Raw genomic sequence first — 15,246 nt, 5'->3', positions numbered from 1 at the left:
AAGTGCACTTGATGTCAAGGAAAGGGCCGATGGCCGAGAGCTCGCCGCGCGGAGCGTGGCTCAAACCGGGACAGGTCGCAGACCGTGCGGGGGTCGCCGTCTCGACGCTGCACTACTACGAGCAGATCGGGCTCATCACCAGCCGCCGCACCGCCGGGAACAGGCGGGAGTACCGCAGGGACACGCTGCGGCTGGTCGCCTTCATCCGCGCCTCGCAGACACTCGGCATTCCGCTCGCCCGCATCAAGGCCGCACTGGACGCACTCCCGCATGAGAAGCCGCCGACCAGGCAGGACTGGGCACGGCTGGCTCAGGACTGGCGGGCCGACCTCGACCGCCGCATCGCCGGTCTGGTGGCCCTGCGAGACGATCTGGCCGACTGTATCGGCTGCGGCTGCCTGTCGCTCACCGAGTGTCCGTACGTCAACCCGGGGGATGTCCTGGGCGAACAGGGGCCGGGGCCGCGGCGACTGCCTCCGGCGACCCGGGGATGATCCGGGGGCTCAGCGCGGACCGAACTGGCGGTCGCCCGCGTCGCCGAGCCCGGGAACGATGAACTTGGCCTCGTTGAGCCGTTCGTCGACCGCACCTATCACCAGGCGCAGCGATCCGCCCCACGCGCGCAGCGCGTCGAGCCCCTCCGGTGCCCCGACCACGCAGATCGCCGTGAGATCGGTGGCGCCGCGGGCGACGAGCAGATCCAGCGTGTGCACCAGCGAGCCGCCGGTCGCCAGCATCGGGTCCAGCACGCACACCGGACGCCCGGTGAGGTCCTGCGGCAGCGATGCGAGGTACTCGGTGGGCATGGCCGTGGTCTCGTCGCGGGCCACGCCGACCAGACCGATCCCGGCCTCGGGCACCGCTGCGAGCGCGGCGTCGAGCATGCCGAGACCGGCGCGCAGGACCGGAACGAACAGCGGCGTGGACGCGAGCCTGCTGCACGACGCGTCCCCGACGGGAGTCCGCACCTGCAACGGGCGTTCCGGAACATCCGCGAAGGCCTCGTAGACCAGCATCTGGGCCAGTCGGGCGAGCGCGTTCCGGAAGGCCGCGTTGTCGGTGGCCTCGTCGCGCAGAACCGACAGCCACGCGCGGGTCAGCGGGTGATCGACGATGCGGACGTGCAGGCCTGACGAGGGGGTGTCGGTCATGCGCTCATCGTAATGTCGGGCAGTCGGTGACACGCCGTGGCCGACGGCGGCGGAACCGTTCGGCGGCCGGGTGCGTCCAATTAGGTATGAACGTCCAATCCGGCACACCGGTCATCGTCGATCCGGCCGCGGTCCACGCCGTCGCCGCCAACCAGTCGGGAGCGGCAGAGGCCGTCCGTGCGCGCACGGCGGCCGAGCGATCCGGCACGAGCACGCTGGTACCGACTTTCGGGCTGATCGGCGTCGAGTTCCTGGCCGCGCTCGAACGGCTGGGCGCGGCGCGGGCCGACCGACTCGACGCTCTCGCCTCGCGCCACGCATCGGCCGCCGACTGCGCGAGCACCGCCCGCACCGCCTACCAGTGTTGCGACGGCACCAACGCCGAGGCCGTCGCCGGGGTGCCGGCATGAGTGCCGAACTCTTGATCGCGCCACTCAAAGCGCTGGTGGCGACACTCGGCACCGGAGTGCTCCCGCCCGGGGCGACGGCGGTGTACTCCGACACCGGGTCCGCACTGGCCGAGGCTTCGACACTGTCGGACCGGAGTGTCGCCGCCACCGCAGCGGGCTGGCGCGGCGCGGGCGGCGACCGCGCGGGGACCGCATCACGCCGTCTGGCGGCCGTCGACGACTCGATCGGCACCGCCGGCAGCGACATCACGTCCATCATCGAGCACGCGGCCGGGCGGGTGAAGGAGGCGAACACCGAACTGAATGCTCTCGTCGAATCGTTCGTCGCGACTGCCGCGACGGTCCCGGCGATCGCCTCGCCCGCAGGGCTGGCCGCGCTGGTCCCGCTCGCGCTGAGCCATCTGGCGCGGGGGGTCCACGTGGTGCAGCGAGCGCAGGTCGACCTCTCGCGCGACGCCTCCGCCCTGGAGGGGCAGGCGGCGGCCGATCCGAGCACGGCGCGGGCCGTCTCCGGTGCCCCGTCGGCCGGTGCTCCGTCGTCGGGCGGCGGACGGATCCCGATCACCCTCCCCGACGGCTCCGTGTCGTACGCCGAGAACGAGCGCGCCGCGACCGCGGTCCGCGCTGCGCTCAGCGTCCAGGGCACCCCGTACGTCTGGGGCGGAACCACCACCGACGGCTTCGACTGCAGCGGCTTCACCCAGTGGGCCTACCGGCAGGCGGGAGTGGAGCTGCCTCGGCTCGCCCAGGACCAGGACACCGCGGGGTTCGCCGTGTCACAGGACGACCTGCAGCCGGGAGACCTCGCCGTCTGGTCCGGGCACGTCGCCATGTACATCGGCAACGGCCAGCTCGTGGAGACCGGCGGCGATCCGGTCGGAGTGACGCCGTTGCGCACCTCCAACGCCGACCAGACCTTCGAGGGCTTCTACCGGCCCCGATGACGGTCGAGGCGGGCGGCCGTCGGTCCGGATTCAGCCGAAGGTGAAGCTGTAGACCTCGAGTCCGTCGCTCAGATCGATCGTCGTGTCACGGTGGCGGTAACCGTCGTCGGCGAGGTTGTACAGCCGCGGCGGGCCCGAGACGTCGATCGTCCGGTCCGGGGCTCCGGGTGTGTGCACGACCGCGCGGCCGGTGCCGCCGAGAACCGCGTTGACCGATGAGGCGGTGCTGTCGAGGCGGATACGGGCGGCGTCGACCGCGCGCACCGATTCGTCGGTCACGTCGAACTCGCCCGCTAGCGCGTATGTGCTGGGCTTCGAGTCGGCGCCGAATGAGAAGGTGCGGCGTCCCACAGTCAGCGCACCGCCCGCGTAGGAGCCCTCCGAGCGCGACGCCGACACGTACATCTCCGGCGAGATCGGTCCGGAGGCCGGTCCGCCGCCGAGGTCGCCGGCAGTCACGGTGGCGCCGCTGACCGGTGCCGGCAGCGCACGCTCGGGCGAGGCCTCGTGGAGCAGAGTGCGGATTCGCTGTTCCATCTCCTCGTAGCCGCCCTCACCGTAGGAGACGGCACGCACGGTGCCGTGCGCGTCGATCAGGTACTTCGCCGGCCAGTAGCGGTTGCCGTAGGCGTTCCAGATCGCGTAGTCGTTGTCCTGCACCACCGGATAGCCGATGTGTTCGTCGCCGATCGCGGCGGCCACATTGCCCGAGTCCTTCTCGAACGCGAACTCCGGCGTGTGGACTCCGACGATCTCCAGTCCCGACGTCCGGTACGCGTCCCACCACTGGCGCACGTGCGGGCCGTCGCGCAGGCAGTTGATGCACGAGTAGGTCCAGAAGTCGACGAGGACCACTTTGCCCCGGAGCCCGGCCACCGTCAGCGGGGCGCCGCCGGGCGTGTTGAACCAGCGACCGCCTCCGGTGAAGTCGGCCGCACTGCCGCAGTCGGCGAGCCCGTCGCCGCCCGTGCACGCCGCGGCACCGCCCGTCTGCCGTCCGAGTGCGCGGTTGACCGCGTCCGACTGCGACAGCGCACGGTCGACCGAGGCGGTGTACGAGGGAATCGCCGCCTGCAGCCGGGCCGGGGCGTCGAAGACGAGTGCCACCGCCAGCCCGATGAGGATCACCCCTCCCACCGCGCGGAAGGTGCGCTGCCGCCGCCGGTACGCGGCCAGCCGCTTCGCCAGCGACGCCCCCGCGACCGCGAACACGGCCAGCGGCAGTGCCGCGCCGACGGCGAACGAGACGGTCAGGACCACGGTCCGCCACCCGATGTCGCCGGTCGCGCCGGCCACCGAGATCGCGGCGAGCACCGGGCCGGCGCACGGCACGTACAGGGTGCCCAGTCCCAGGCCCAGAAGGAAGGGCGCGGCCCGCCCGCCTCGGCCCTTCGGCGTCCACCCGGGCAGTCGCGCGAACGGACGCTCCAGCACATGCGCCACCGACGGGATCAGCATGCCCAGTCCGATCAACACCAGCAGGACGATGCCGGTCCATCGCAGCAGTCCGCTCGGCAGTCCCAGCGCGGCGAGCACCAGAGTCCCGAGCAGCGTGATGAGACTGAAGCTGACCACGATTCCGCCGATGATCGCGATCGCCCGGCCCGGTGACGCCGACGTCTCGCGAGTCCCGGTCTGGGCGCCGCCGGTCACGAAGATGATCGGAATCATCGGCAGCACGCACGGCGACACCCCGGTCACCAGACCTCCGGCCAACCCCACCAGAATCATCGTCAGCATCGCGGATCCATTCCTCTCGACCGGTCTGTTCACGATTGATTCGACGCCGAGCGCGGCGGGGATTGGATCGCGGGACAGATCTCAGGGAATCGGGAACTGGACCACCATCGGTGAGGTCGGCTGCGGCGAACCGGTCATCGGCTCCACCGACAGCGAGACGCCGGCCGGCCGGCTCATGTCGGTCATGATGACGCTCGACGTGTCGGCACCGTGCACCATGCCCGCCGACTTCTTCCGCCCGTCGACGGTGATCCACACCTGGTATCCGGTCCGGTGGTCGGTCGGCGGCAGGTTCTCAACACTCACCACGGTGGCGCGCTGCGACGGTGCGTACATCGCCTTGACCGTGCCGTCGCCGACGGCACCGGTGGCCTTCTCCATGTCGGGTGCGGCGAGCACGTCGTCCATCGAGGTCCCCGAGGTCGACGTCGCCGACGGCCGGTGGTCGGCGACGACCCGCCAGGTGACGACGCCGCCCGCGGCCGCGACCGCGATGCACGCCGCTGCCGCCGCGCGCACCCAGCGGCGCGAGCGGCGCGAGCGGCCGGCGGACGGCGCGGCGGACGCCTCACCGTCCACGGCGCGCATGAGCGCGGCCCGCACCGGCGGCGGTACCGGGTCCGCGTCGGTACTCAGATCTGCCGCGGTCTCCTGCCAGGCGGCCCATGCGGCCGCACATTCGGGGCACGTCTGCAGATGCGCCTCCACCCGGCGCCTGTCGAGTTCGTCGAGCGCGTCGAGCGCGTGCAGGGGCAGCAGATCACGCGGGTGGTCGCGGGTGCTTCCAGATCGTGGATCGCTCATGGTCACCGTCCTCCCATGCAGGTCCGGAGCCGTTGCAGCCCGTCACGGATACGTGTCTTGACCGTGGCCGGACTCAGCGCGAGGGCCGCCGCGACCTCCGAGTACGGCAGTCCGCCGAAGTAGGCGCGATCGATCGCCTCGCGCTGTTTGACGGTCAGCGTGTCCAGGCAGGCCCGCACCCGGATCCGTTCGTCACGCGCCACCACGTCGTCGCTGACCGAGTCGAAGTCCGGGACGCGCGCGGCCTCGAACCGCTCGTCACGCCGGTGTTCGGCCACGTCGTGGCGCACGGTGTCGACGGCGCGGCGGTGGACGAGCGTGGTGATCCAGGCCCGCGCGCTGCCGCGGCCGCGGTCGTAGGCGCCTGCGGTGCGCCATACCTGCAGCCACGCGTCCTGCAGCACCTCCTCGCTGCGGGCGCTGCTGCCGACCACGCGTCGAGCCAGCGCCAACGTGCGCGGGCCGAGTTCGTCGAAGAGCACGTCGAAGGCGTCGCGGTCGCCTTCGCCGACCGCTTCGAGGAGGTCGTCGAACGACACCGTGCCGGTCACGACAGACTGATTCGTGTGGTCCACACCAACCATTCGACACCCGATGCGTCACGGATTGGTGTCACTGCCGATTTCGATCGAAACCAATACTCGGCCGTCTCGGCGACGAATCATCAGCGAGGGCGGCCGAGCCGGCCACCCCGTCGACGAAACGAACTCCGATGATCTCCACCTCCACCCGTCGCACCGCCGTGGTCACGCTCGCGGGCGCCGCCGCCCTGGTCGCAGTGCTCTCGGCGTGCGGCGACGACAACGACAAGACTCCGACCACCCCGTCGACCATGTCCTCGCAGATGTCCCCCGCACCCATGTCTCAGACCCCGATGTCCCCGCCGATGTCCCAGACGCCCATGTCACCGCCGATGTCCTCGCAGATGGCACCCATGTCGCCGACGATGGCGCCGCCGGCCACCAGCGAGATGATGACTCCGCCGGGTGCGATGACGGACGAGAACGGTCCGGCCATGACCGGCCACTGACCCGAATTCACGACGTCGACCGGCCCCGTGCAGCACGCGAACGAGTTCTTGATTAGGCTCAGTGACCATGGCCGGTGACATCGTTCCCATCGAACTCGGACTGACCGAAGGCAACCTCTTCACACTGTGGGCTCCGCGGTGGCGCGAGGGCGATGACGAGTGGGAAGCGTTCCTGGGTCTGGAAGACGACCTGTACGCGTTGCCCGGCGTCGCCGAACTCGTCGCCTTCGTGCGCACAGACGACGACAACGACCTCGTCGATCACCCCGCGTGGGAGACGATCAAGAAGGTGCAGGCGGCCGAGCTGGTCCCCGACGACCGGCACAGCTACGACCTCATCGGCGTCCCCGAGCTGGCCGCCGAGGACCCGCGACCGGAGGTCCTCGGCGAGCTCGAGGACGCGCTGGAGATCGTCCGCATCATCGGCGAGGTCTGCGAACTGGCCCCGGTCACCAAGTTCTTCACGGGCAACCCGATCCTGGGCGCCGTCACGGTCGGCACCAACAACTTCGAGGGCCGCGACGGCGTCGACCTCTGGGTCCGCATCGGGCGTCTCATCGCCAAGCACTGGGACGATGTGATCGACGCTCTCGATGCGGTCATCACCGTGCCGAAGGTCGACGCCGACGCGGTGACGATCGCCGAGGACGAGTTGGCCGCGGCGGCCTCCGCCGAGGACGAGGACGAGCCCGACTTCGATGCCGAAGAGGTGGTCCTCGACGACGCCGACGACGATGACGAGCAGGACGACGACGAGGAAGACGAGATCGACGAGGACGATTTCTGGGCCGGCGTCGGGATCGATCCCATCCGCATCTACACCGACGCCGGCGAGTTCCTGACCCTGCGCTGCTACCTCGGCGACGATCCGGTGTTCCTGGGCCGTAAGGGCACCATCTACGGTTTCGGATCGCAACGGGCGCTCACTCGCTTCCTGGCCGACAACGACGACCACGATCTGGCGAAGCTGTCGACCTTCAATGACGTGCAGGCCGCCGCCGACACCAACGAGATCGAGTACGACGTCCTCCCCGAGAACGTCTACGCGCTCCAGGGCATCGGCGAGGACATCCTGGACGGCCCGCGCCGGATCGACAGCCGCCAGCTCGATCTGGCCGTCGAACTGCTCACCGACGCCGCCGACTACGCGGGCATCGACACGGTCAACGAGGCGCTCGCCACCACCACGCCGCTCGGCTGGTTCGTCGACTACGCCATCAATCCCGACCCGAAGCGGCTCGCCCCGTCGGGCCCGTTCGACAACGAGGCCGAGGTGTGGCGCGCGCTGGTCCACGACTTCGAGGACCGCCTGGTACGGCGGGGTTAGCCGCCGCCCCGCCCCACGGCCAGTAACGCGAGCACGCCTCTACGCCCGCCTAGGCCAGTTGAGCGAGCCTCCCTCCTAGGCCAGTTGAGCGAGCCTCCCTCCTAGGCCAGTTGAGCGAGCCTCCCTCCTAGGCCAGTTGAGCGAGCCTCCCTCCTAGCCTCCTAGGCCAGTTGAGCGAGCCTCCCCTCCTAATAGGCCAGTTGAGCGAGCGAAGCGAGTCGAAACCCACCCCACTCCACCCCCCTCACCCCATCAGCACCTCGAACCCGGGCTTGATCACGTCGTCGATCAGGCGCAGACGCTGGTCGAACGGGAGGAACGCCGACTTCATCGCGTTGACGGTGAACCGCTCGAAATCGGCCCACCCGTAGCCGAACTGACGATGCAGGACCATGAACTCACGGCTCATGGACGTGTTGCTCATGAGGCGGTTGTCGGTGTTCACCGTCACCCGGAACCGCAGTTTCGCGAGGATGTTGAAAGGGTGATCCGCCAGCGACGCGACGGCACCGGTCTGCACATTGCTGCTCGGGCACAGTTCCAGCGGAATCCGCTTGTCGCGGACGTAGTCGGCGACTTGGCCCAGCTTCGCGCCGTCGAAGGATGAGTCGGTCGGCCGGGAGCCGGGCGGGAGCACCACGTCGTCCATCACCCGCACCCCGTGGCCGAGCCGGTCGGTGCCGCAGAACGCGACCGCCTCGTGGATCGACGGTAGCCCGAACGCCTCGCCGGCGTGGATGGTGAAGTGCGAGCACTCGCCGCGCAGGTACTCGAAGGCGTCGAGATGTCGGCTCGGCGGATTCCCGGCCTCGGCGCCCGCGATGTCGAACCCGACCACACCGCGGCCACGGAAGCGGACCGCGAGTTCGGCGATCTCGCGAGAACGCGCCGCGTGCCGCATCGCCGTCACGAGGCATCGGACGATGATCGGCCGGCCTCCTCCCGACGACGCCGCGGCCTCCCCCGCCGCGAAGCCGCGCAGCACCGCCTCCACCACTTCGTCGAGGGACAGTCCCTGCTCCAGATGGAGCTCGGGAGCGAACCGCACTTCGGCGTACACCACACCGTCGGCGTGCAGATCCTCCACGCATTCGCGGGCCACCCGCTCGAGGGCGTCGGCGGTCTGCATCACGGCGACGGTGTGCGCGAACGTCTCCAGGTAGCGCTCCAGCGATCCGCTGTCAGCGGCGGTGGCGAACCACTCCGCCAGCTCGTCGGCGTCATCGGCGGGCAAGCGGTCGTAGCCGCCCCTGCGAGCGAGGTCGACGACGGTGGCCGGGCGCAGTCCCCCGTCCAGGTGATCGTGCAGCAGCACCTTCGGCGCCAACCGGCATTCTTCGACGGTGATCGTGGCGGAAGTGACCATGGCCTCGACGGTAGCGCCGATCCGGCGGCCGCGCGCGATGAGCGCGACCGCTCAGTTCAGCAGCGCCGTCAGCATCGCCCCGGCCTCAGCCACCTTCCCGGGCAGATGCCCGTTCGGGACCATGTTGATCACCAGCCCGTCGATCCCCTGGTCGAGTACCCGCCGCTGCAACTGGTCGGCGACGTCGTCCGGAGTACCGATGAACATCCGGTCGGTGGCGCGCGCGTAGGTCTCGTCGTCGATCACTTCCGGGTCCACGCCGGTCTTGCGGAGGTAGTCGTGCGCCAGGCTCCGGGCACGGTCGCCGTCCACGTCCATGATCACGAAGCTCAGGAAGCTGGTCTCCAGGGTGTCGCGATCGCGTCCGGCCTCCTCGCACCGTGCCGCGAGCGCGTCCATCTTGCGCGGCAGTTCGGAGGCGTTGCAGATGACGTTGAGGTGGTCGGCGTAGCGCGCGGCCAGACCGAAGGTCTTCTTCTCCCCGCCGCCGCCGAGCATGATCGGCAGGTCGTCGCGCAACCGAGGCTGGTTGAGCGTGTCGTGCGCCGAGTACCACTTGCCGGTCAGCTCCGGCCGCCCGCCGCGCAGCATCGGCGAGAGGATCTCGAGCGATTCCGACAGCCGCTCGAACCGATCGGTGAAGGTCCCGAATTCAAAACCCATCTGATCGTGCTCGAGCTGGAACCAACCCGCGCCGATCGCGCACACCGCCCGGCCGCCGCTGACCACGTCGAGGGTGGTGACGGTCTTGGCGAGCATCGCCGGATTGCGATACGTGTTGCCCGTGACGAGCGCCGACAGCTTGATCTCGGATGTCGCGCCCGACAGCGCACCGAGCGTGGTGTACGCCTCCAGCATCGGCTCGCTCGGCGCACCCAGTCCCGGCAGTTGGTAGAAGTGATCCATCACGAAGACGGTGTCGAAGCCGGAGCCCTCGGCCTCCCGCGCCTGCGCCGCAACGGTCGGGAAGATGTCCGCGACCGGTCCGGCGTTCTCCGGCTCGAGCGGGTCGGGGTAGGTGAAGTTGGGAATCTGGTATCCGATGCGAATCCGCTTGTCGACCATGCGATCCAACGTAGCGCCGAAAGCCAGTCCCCGCTCGTCGATTCACCCGGCGGCCGGAACCCGGTCGAGAATGCGTGAAGCGGGCCGGGACACGGGCTCGACGCGCACGTCGACCCCGCCGTCGAGGGCGGCCAGCGCACCCTCGATGCGTGTCTCGTCGTCGGTGTGAAGGGTGAGCAGCGGCTGCCCGCGGCGCACCTGGTCGCCGATGGCGGCGTGCCACACGACGCCGGCGGTCGCCGACACGGCCTGACCGGGCCTGCTGCGCCCGGCACCGAGCAGCCAGGCCGCCTGCCCCACGGCCAGCGCGTCGAGCCTCGCCAACCGGCCGTCGCGGTCGGCGATCACCTCGTGCGTGCAGCGCGGTACGGGCAACGGGGCATCCGGATCTCCGCCCTGCGCCTCGATCATCGAGCGCCAGGTGTCCATCGCCTTGCCGTTCGCCAGGTTGCGGAGCGGATCCACGTCGTGCATCCCGGAGGCGTCGAGCATCTCCGACGCCAGCGCCGCCGTCAGTTCCACCACGTCCGCGGGACCGCCGCCGGCCAGCACTTCCAGGGACTCGGCGACTTCGACGGCGTTGCCCGCGGTGCGGCCCAGCGGCGTCGCCATGTCGGTCAGGAGGGCGCTGGTACGCACGCCCGCGTCCGCACCGAGCGCCACCATCGTCTCGGCGAGCTCCCGCGCGTCGGCCATGTCCTTCATGAACGCGCCGGAGCCCACCTTGACGTCGAGCACCAGCGACTGCGTGCCCTCCGCGATCTTCTTGCTCATGATGCTGCTGGCGATCAGCGGGATCGACGCGACGGTCCCGGTCACGTCGCGCAGTGCGTACAGCTTGCGGTCGGCGGGCGCGAGGTCGGCGGTCGCCGCGCAGATCACCGCACCGACCCTGCCCAGTTGACTGCGCATCGCGTCCACGGACACCTCGGCCCGCCATCCCGGTATGCACTCGAGCTTGTCGAGGGTGCCGCCGGTGTGACCGAGCCCGCGGCCGGACAACTGCGGCACCGCGACTCCGTACGACGCGACCAGCGGCGTGAGCGGCAGCGTGATCTTGTCGCCCACGCCGCCGGTGGAGTGCTTGTCGACGGTCGGCACCCGCCGGCCGCCGCGCCGCAGGTCCGAGAAGTCCATCGTGATGCCGGAGTCGATCATCGCGGCGGTCCAGTCTCCGATCTCGCGACGGGTCATCCCGCGCAGGACGATCGCCATCAGCAGCGCCGACATCTGCTCCGGAGCCACGTCGCCCGCGGTGAATCCGGCGATCATCCCGCGGATCTGCTCACCGGTCAGTTCGCGGCCGTCCTTCTTGGCCAGGATCGCGTCGACCGGCTCGAGCGATGCGGTCACCGGATCGCCTCCAGGTGGCCCGGGCCGAAGGCGTCCGGCAGCAGTTCCCGCAGCGGCCGAGGCCCCCCGGCCGAGTCGACGAGAAGCTCCTCGCCGCCGAACTCCAGGAGCACCTGTCGGCAGCGGCCGCACGGGGTCAGCACGCTGCCGCGCGCGTCACAGACGCTCACCGCTATCAGTCGTTCGCGCGAGGCGCGATCGGCGTCCATACGACCGAGAGAAATGCCCGCCGCGACCATCGACTCCTCGGCGCAGAGCCCTAAGCCGTATGAGACATTCTCCACATTGCTTCCGGTGATGATCTGGCCGCTGAGTGTGATTCCCGCCGCACCGACCGCAAAGCCGGAGTAGGGGGCGTATGCCCTGGTCATCGCCGTCGACGCCGCGTTTCGCAATGAATCGAAGTCGATTCCCGCAGTCAATTGATCCCCTCTCCACACAAATCACCGTAGGTAAGGCACACCTAATTAAATCGGTGGACCTTGGTCACATTGCTCCGGCAATTTACGACAACACTCAGCTTAGGTTTAAAGTCAGGAGCATTGGGTCTTGCAGCGACCTACGCGTGCGCTTGCGGTCCCACCCCAAGTCCACGACAACGGAGGCGTAGTTTCGCGATGAGCACCCCCACAGAGGTTGCACCGGCACCGGTGCGCAAGCGCTCTCTCTACAGAGGTGACCCAGGCATGTGGTCGTGGGTGTTGCACCGCATCACCGGCGTGTCCATCTTCTTCTTCCTCTTCGTGCACGTGCTCGACACCGCCGTCATCCGGGTCAACGAGAACACGTACACCGAGATCATCGACACCTACAAGACGCCGATCATCGGCCTCATGGAGATCGGTCTCGTCTTCTGCGTGCTCTACCACGCCCTCAACGGTCTGCGCGTCATCCTCGTCGACTTCTGGTCGAAGGGCGCCAAGTACCAGCGCCAGATGCTGTGGGCCATCCTCACCGTCTTCGCGATCGTGTTCATCGCGGCTGCCGTGCGCATGCTGCAGATCCTGATCACGCACGCGCTTTAAGGGAGCTGAGAAACAATGACTGAAGCAAAGACCCTCGGCACCGCCTACGACCGCCCCGCCAGCCTGGACGCGCCGGGTGCCCCGCGCATCCGCAGCCGCGGCAACTTCGAGAAGAACGCGTGGCTGTTCATGCGTTTCTCGGGCCTGGCCCTCATCGTCCTGACGTTCGGCCACATGTTCATCATGCTCATGTGGGACAGCGGCGTGCACCGCATCGACGCGTCGTTCGTCGCAGACCGCTGGAAGTCGCCGTTCTGGCAGGTCTGGGATCTTTTCATGCTCTGGCTCGCGCAGCTGCACGGCGGCAACGGCGTCCGCACGGTGATCGCCGACTACTCGCGCAAGGACTCCACCCGCTTCTGGCTGAACACCTTGCTCGCCCTGTCGATGATCCTGATCCTCGTGCTGGGCACCTACGCGATCCTCACCTTCGGCAGCGCCAGCTAAGGAGAACTAGAAACCCATGCAGGAACACCGCTATGACGTGGTCATCGTCGGCGCCGGCGGCGCCGGTATGCGCGCTGCCATCGAGGCCGCACCGCGGGCCCGCACCGCAGTCCTGACCAAGCTCTACCCCACCCGCTCCCACACCGGCGCGGCACAGGGCGGCATGTGCGCCGCTCTGGCCAACGTCGAAGAGGACAACTGGGAGTGGCACACCTTCGACACGGTCAAGGGCGGCGACTACATCGTCGACCAGGACGCCGCTGAGATCATGGCCAAGGAGGCCATCGACGCGGTGCTCGACCTGGAGAAGATGGGTCTGCCGTTCAACCGCACCCCCGAGGGCCGCATCGACCAGCGCCGCTTCGGCGGTCACACCCGCGACCACGGCAAGGCGCCGGTCCGCCGCGCCTGCTACGCCGCGGACCGCACCGGTCACATGATCCTTCAGACCCTGTACCAGAACTGCGTCAAGCACGACGTCGAGTTCTTCAACGAGTTCTACGCTCTGGACGTCAACATGACGACCGACGAGAACGGCGAGCCCGTCGCCAACGGTGTCGTCGCGTACGAGTTGGCCACCGGCGAGATCCACGTCTTCCACGCCAAGTCGATCGTCTTCGCCACCGGCGGTTCGGGTCGCATGTACAAGACCACGTCCAATGCGCACACGCTCACCGGCGACGGCATGGGCATCATCTTCCGCAAGGGCCTGCCGCTGGAGGACATGGAGTTCCACCAGTTCCATCCGACGGGTCTGGCCGGTCTGGGCATCCTGATCTCCGAGGCGGTCCGAGGCGAGGGCGGCATCCTCCGCAACGCCGACGGCGAACGCTTCATGGAGCGGTACGCACCCACGATCAAGGACCTCGCCCCGCGTGACATCGTCGCCCGGTCGATGGTGCTCGAGGTGCTCGAAGGCCGCGGCGCCGGACCCAACAAGGACTACGTCTACATCGACGTGCGTCACCTGGGCGAGGACGTGCTCAACGAGAAGCTCCCGGACATCACCGAGTTCTCGCGCACCTACCTGGGCGTGGACCCGGTCACCGAGTTGGTCCCGGTGTACCCCACCTGCCACTACGTGATGGGCGGCATCCCGACCAACGTCCGCGGCCAGGTGCTCGCGAACAACGAGCAGATCGTTCACGGTCTGTTCGCCGCCGGCGAGTGCGCCTGCGTGTCGGTCCACGGCGCGAACCGCCTGGGCACCAACTCGCTCCTCGACATCAACGTCTTCGGTCGCCGCGCCGGAATCGCCGCTGCCGAGTACGCCAACTCCACCGACTTCACCGAGCAGGTGGAGAACCCGACGGCGATGGTCGACGGCTGGCTCGCCGGCCTGCTGTCCGAGCACGGCAACGAGCGCGTGGCCGACATCCGCACCGAACTGCAGCAGACCATGGACAACAACGCGTCCGTGTTCCGCACCGACGAGACCCTGAACAAGGCGCTCGCCGATGTCCGTGCACTCAAGGAGCGGTACAACCACATCCGCGTCCACGACAAGGGCAAGCGCTTCAACAGCGATCTGCTCGAGGCCGTCGAGCTGGGCTTCCTGCTCGAACTGGCCGAGGTCACCGTCGCCGGTGCGCTCAACCGCAAGGAGTCGCGCGGCGGTCACGCCCGCGAGGACTTCCCGAAGCGCGACGACGAGAACTACCTGGTGCACACCATGGCGTACAAGAAGGGCGACGGCCTGCTCGCCGACATCGAGCTCGACTACAAGCCCGTCGTTCAGACCCGCTACGAGCCGATGGAGCGTAAGTACTGATGACTGCCACACTCGAATCCACCCCGGCGACCAATGAGCCCCCGCTGCCTCCGGTTCCGGCCGAGGCGACGATGGTCACGCTGAAGATCTACCGGTTCAACCCGGAGAACCCGGACGCCCAGGGCTTCGAGAGCTTCCGTGTCCCGGCGCTGCCGACCGACCGCCTGCTCAACCTGCTCCTGTACGTCAAGGGTTACCTGGACGGCTCGCTGACCTTCCGCCGCAGCTGCGCCCACGGCGTCTGCGGTTCGGACGCGATGCGGATCAACGGCGTCAACCGGCTGGCCTGCAAGCTCCTCATGAAGGATCTGCTGCCGAAGGACTCGTCCAAGGAGATCACCATCACCATCGAGCCCATCAAGGGCCTCCCGGTGGAGAAGGACCTCGTGGTCGACATGGAGCCGTTCTTCGACGCGTACCGCGCCATCAAGCCGTTCCTGATCACCTCGGGCAACGAGCCGACGTACGAGCGGATCCAGAGCCAGGCCGACCGCGCCCGGTTCGACGACACCACCAAGTGCATCCTGTGTGCGTGCTGCACCACGAGCTGCCCGGTGTTCTGGAACGAGGGATCGTACTTCGGACCGGCCGCGATCGTGAACGCTCACCGGTTCATCTTCGACAGCCGTGACGAGGGCGCCGCCGAGCGTCTCGACATCCTCAACGACGTCGACGGTGTGTGGCGCTGCCGCACCACCTTCAACTGCACCGACGCATGCCCCCGCGGCATCCAGGTGACGCAGGCGATCCAGGAAGTCAAGCGCGCCCTGATGTTCGCCCGCTAGAAGCAGACCTTTCTCTGCAGCCCCGACG

At 68.7% G+C, this 15,246-nt stretch carries 18 protein-coding genes; 8 read left to right on the top strand and 10 right to left on the bottom strand.

The genetic code is table 11. The annotated features are described in order from the left end of the window. Nucleotides 1–29 precede the first annotated feature (29 nt). Entirely contained in the window at nucleotides 30–494 is a 465-nt protein-coding gene (gene soxR / locus ACZ5QD_RS01920; RefSeq protein WP_006896528.1) for a redox-sensitive transcriptional activator SoxR, read from the top strand. A gap of 9 nt (nucleotides 495–503) precedes the next feature. Here soxR and upp read toward each other — a convergent pair whose 3' ends face one another. Beyond that, nucleotides 504–1,151: a uracil phosphoribosyltransferase gene (gene upp / locus ACZ5QD_RS01915; RefSeq protein WP_062367062.1), complete on the bottom strand. Its 648-nt coding sequence runs from the start codon at nucleotides 1,149–1,151 to the stop codon at nucleotides 504–506. Nucleotides 1,152–1,237: 86 nt separating this feature from the next. Between upp and ACZ5QD_RS01910 the strand changes: the two genes are divergently transcribed. Together ACZ5QD_RS01910 and ACZ5QD_RS01905 are read left to right on the top strand one after the other, a co-directional pair. Beyond that, nucleotides 1,238–1,561 (top strand): type VII secretion target, encoded by a 324-nt coding sequence (locus ACZ5QD_RS01910; protein ID WP_062367064.1) that lies wholly within the window; start codon nucleotides 1,238–1,240, stop codon nucleotides 1,559–1,561. After that, nucleotides 1,558–2,505 (top strand): C40 family peptidase, encoded by a 948-nt coding sequence (locus ACZ5QD_RS01905; protein ID WP_006896531.1) that lies wholly within the window; start codon nucleotides 1,558–1,560, stop codon nucleotides 2,503–2,505. Before ACZ5QD_RS01910 ends, ACZ5QD_RS01905 begins: the two co-directional genes overlap by 4 nt. Nucleotides 2,506–2,535: 30 nt before the next feature. On the opposite strand, the gene ACZ5QD_RS01900 is transcribed toward ACZ5QD_RS01905, so the two are convergent. From ACZ5QD_RS01900 to ACZ5QD_RS01880, 5 genes are all read right to left on the bottom strand, one after another. Next, a complete protein-coding gene (locus ACZ5QD_RS01900) occupies nucleotides 2,536–4,245 on the bottom strand; it encodes a cytochrome c biogenesis protein DipZ (RefSeq protein WP_464367062.1) in 1,710 nt (569 codons plus the stop codon). Nucleotides 4,246–4,326: 81 nt separating this feature from the next. Further along, nucleotides 4,327–5,049 carry an anti-sigma factor gene (locus tag ACZ5QD_RS01895; RefSeq protein WP_062367069.1) on the bottom strand — a complete coding sequence of 241 codons (723 nt, stop codon included), beginning with the start codon at nucleotides 5,047–5,049 and terminating at the stop codon, nucleotides 4,327–4,329. 2 nt (nucleotides 5,050–5,051) lie between these two features. Then, nucleotides 5,052–5,600: a sigma-70 family RNA polymerase sigma factor gene (locus ACZ5QD_RS01890; RefSeq protein ID WP_464367061.1), complete on the bottom strand. Its 549-nt coding sequence runs from the start codon at nucleotides 5,598–5,600 to the stop codon at nucleotides 5,052–5,054. 61 nt (nucleotides 5,601–5,661) lie between these two features. Then, nucleotides 5,662–5,910, bottom strand: coding sequence for a hypothetical protein (locus ACZ5QD_RS01885; protein ID WP_062367073.1), 249 nt, complete (start codon nucleotides 5,908–5,910; stop codon nucleotides 5,662–5,664). Nucleotides 5,911–5,913: 3 nt separating this feature from the next. Continuing rightward, nucleotides 5,914–6,066, bottom strand: a complete 153-nt coding sequence (locus ACZ5QD_RS01880) for a hypothetical protein (RefSeq protein WP_156479425.1) — start codon at nucleotides 6,064–6,066, stop codon at nucleotides 5,914–5,916. 80 nt (nucleotides 6,067–6,146) lie between these two features. Here ACZ5QD_RS01880 and ACZ5QD_RS01875 point away from each other — a divergent pair, with 80 nt between their 5' ends. Then, nucleotides 6,147–7,406: a hypothetical protein gene (locus tag ACZ5QD_RS01875; RefSeq protein ID WP_006897248.1), complete on the top strand. Its 1,260-nt coding sequence runs from the start codon at nucleotides 6,147–6,149 to the stop codon at nucleotides 7,404–7,406. Nucleotides 7,407–7,650: 244 nt separating this feature from the next. On the opposite strand, the gene ACZ5QD_RS01870 is transcribed toward ACZ5QD_RS01875, so the two are convergent. From ACZ5QD_RS01870 to ACZ5QD_RS01855, 4 genes are read right to left on the bottom strand one after another with little or no spacing between them, the layout of a single operon-like run. After that, nucleotides 7,651–8,772, bottom strand: coding sequence for an adenosine deaminase (locus ACZ5QD_RS01870; protein ID WP_045540457.1), 1,122 nt, complete (start codon nucleotides 8,770–8,772; stop codon nucleotides 7,651–7,653). Between the two features lie 51 nt (nucleotides 8,773–8,823). Then, nucleotides 8,824–9,837 (bottom strand): LLM class F420-dependent oxidoreductase, encoded by a 1,014-nt coding sequence (locus ACZ5QD_RS01865; RefSeq protein WP_464367060.1) that lies wholly within the window; start codon nucleotides 9,835–9,837, stop codon nucleotides 8,824–8,826. Between the two features lie 42 nt (nucleotides 9,838–9,879). Beyond that, on the bottom strand, nucleotides 9,880–11,190 hold the full coding sequence (locus ACZ5QD_RS01860) for a thymidine phosphorylase (RefSeq protein WP_375002370.1): 1,311 nt from the start codon (nucleotides 11,188–11,190) through the stop codon (nucleotides 9,880–9,882). Further along, nucleotides 11,187–11,612 (bottom strand): cytidine deaminase, encoded by a 426-nt coding sequence (locus ACZ5QD_RS01855; RefSeq protein WP_464367059.1) that lies wholly within the window; start codon nucleotides 11,610–11,612, stop codon nucleotides 11,187–11,189. The genes ACZ5QD_RS01860 and ACZ5QD_RS01855 overlap by 4 nt, the downstream gene beginning before the upstream one ends. A gap of 195 nt (nucleotides 11,613–11,807) precedes the next feature. On the opposite strand from ACZ5QD_RS01855, the gene sdhC reads away from it, so the two are divergent. Genes sdhC through ACZ5QD_RS01835 form a run of 4 tightly spaced genes read left to right on the top strand, consistent with a single transcriptional unit; the run spans nucleotide 11,808 to nucleotide 15,218 of the window. After that, a complete protein-coding gene (gene sdhC / locus ACZ5QD_RS01850) occupies nucleotides 11,808–12,215 on the top strand; it encodes a succinate dehydrogenase, cytochrome b556 subunit (RefSeq protein WP_006897243.1) in 408 nt (135 codons plus the stop codon). Nucleotides 12,216–12,230: 15 nt separating this feature from the next. Next, nucleotides 12,231–12,662: a succinate dehydrogenase hydrophobic membrane anchor subunit gene (locus tag ACZ5QD_RS01845; protein ID WP_006897242.1), complete on the top strand. Its 432-nt coding sequence runs from the start codon at nucleotides 12,231–12,233 to the stop codon at nucleotides 12,660–12,662. 16 nt (nucleotides 12,663–12,678) lie between these two features. Then, nucleotides 12,679–14,433 carry a succinate dehydrogenase flavoprotein subunit gene (sdhA, locus tag ACZ5QD_RS01840; protein ID WP_006897241.1) on the top strand — a complete coding sequence of 585 codons (1,755 nt, stop codon included), beginning with the start codon at nucleotides 12,679–12,681 and terminating at the stop codon, nucleotides 14,431–14,433. Next, a complete protein-coding gene (locus ACZ5QD_RS01835) occupies nucleotides 14,433–15,218 on the top strand; it encodes a succinate dehydrogenase iron-sulfur subunit (protein WP_006897240.1) in 786 nt (261 codons plus the stop codon). The genes sdhA and ACZ5QD_RS01835 overlap by 1 nt, the downstream gene beginning before the upstream one ends. Nucleotides 15,219–15,246 lie beyond the last annotated feature (28 nt).

The organism is Gordonia sp. J1A, assembly GCF_055393515.1.
The sequence above is the reverse complement of the archived record's forward strand: the minus strand, read 5'-3'. Positions and strand labels throughout refer to the sequence as shown.

Excerpts from the sequence above, each read along its gene's own strand:
- soxR (WP_006896528.1), top strand. The coding sequence starts at position 30 with ATGGCCGAGAGCTCGCCGCGCGGAGCGTGGCTCAAACCGGGACAGGTC.
- upp (WP_062367062.1), bottom strand. The coding sequence starts at position 1,151 with ATGACCGACACCCCCTCGTCAGGCCTGCACGTCCGCATCGTCGATCAC.
- ACZ5QD_RS01910 (WP_062367064.1), top strand. The coding sequence starts at position 1,238 with ATGAACGTCCAATCCGGCACACCGGTCATCGTCGATCCGGCCGCGGTC.
- ACZ5QD_RS01905 (WP_006896531.1), top strand. The coding sequence starts at position 1,558 with ATGAGTGCCGAACTCTTGATCGCGCCACTCAAAGCGCTGGTGGCGACA.
- ACZ5QD_RS01900 (WP_464367062.1), bottom strand. The coding sequence starts at position 4,245 with ATGCTGACGATGATTCTGGTGGGGTTGGCCGGAGGTCTGGTGACCGGG.
- ACZ5QD_RS01895 (WP_062367069.1), bottom strand. The coding sequence starts at position 5,049 with ATGAGCGATCCACGATCTGGAAGCACCCGCGACCACCCGCGTGATCTG.
- ACZ5QD_RS01885 (WP_062367073.1), bottom strand. The coding sequence starts at position 5,910 with ATGGGTGCGGGGGACATCTGCGAGGACATGGTCGACGGGGTGGTCGGA.
- ACZ5QD_RS01880 (WP_156479425.1), bottom strand. The coding sequence starts at position 6,066 with ATGGCCGGACCGTTCTCGTCCGTCATCGCACCCGGCGGAGTCATCATC.
- ACZ5QD_RS01875 (WP_006897248.1), top strand. The coding sequence starts at position 6,147 with ATGGCCGGTGACATCGTTCCCATCGAACTCGGACTGACCGAAGGCAAC.
- ACZ5QD_RS01870 (WP_045540457.1), bottom strand. The coding sequence starts at position 8,772 with ATGGTCACTTCCGCCACGATCACCGTCGAAGAATGCCGGTTGGCGCCG.
- ACZ5QD_RS01865 (WP_464367060.1), bottom strand. The coding sequence starts at position 9,837 with ATGGTCGACAAGCGGATTCGCATCGGATACCAGATTCCCAACTTCACC.
- sdhC (WP_006897243.1), top strand. The coding sequence starts at position 11,808 with ATGAGCACCCCCACAGAGGTTGCACCGGCACCGGTGCGCAAGCGCTCT.
- ACZ5QD_RS01845 (WP_006897242.1), top strand. The coding sequence starts at position 12,231 with ATGACTGAAGCAAAGACCCTCGGCACCGCCTACGACCGCCCCGCCAGC.
- sdhA (WP_006897241.1), top strand. The coding sequence starts at position 12,679 with ATGCAGGAACACCGCTATGACGTGGTCATCGTCGGCGCCGGCGGCGCC.
- ACZ5QD_RS01835 (WP_006897240.1), top strand. The coding sequence starts at position 14,433 with ATGACTGCCACACTCGAATCCACCCCGGCGACCAATGAGCCCCCGCTG.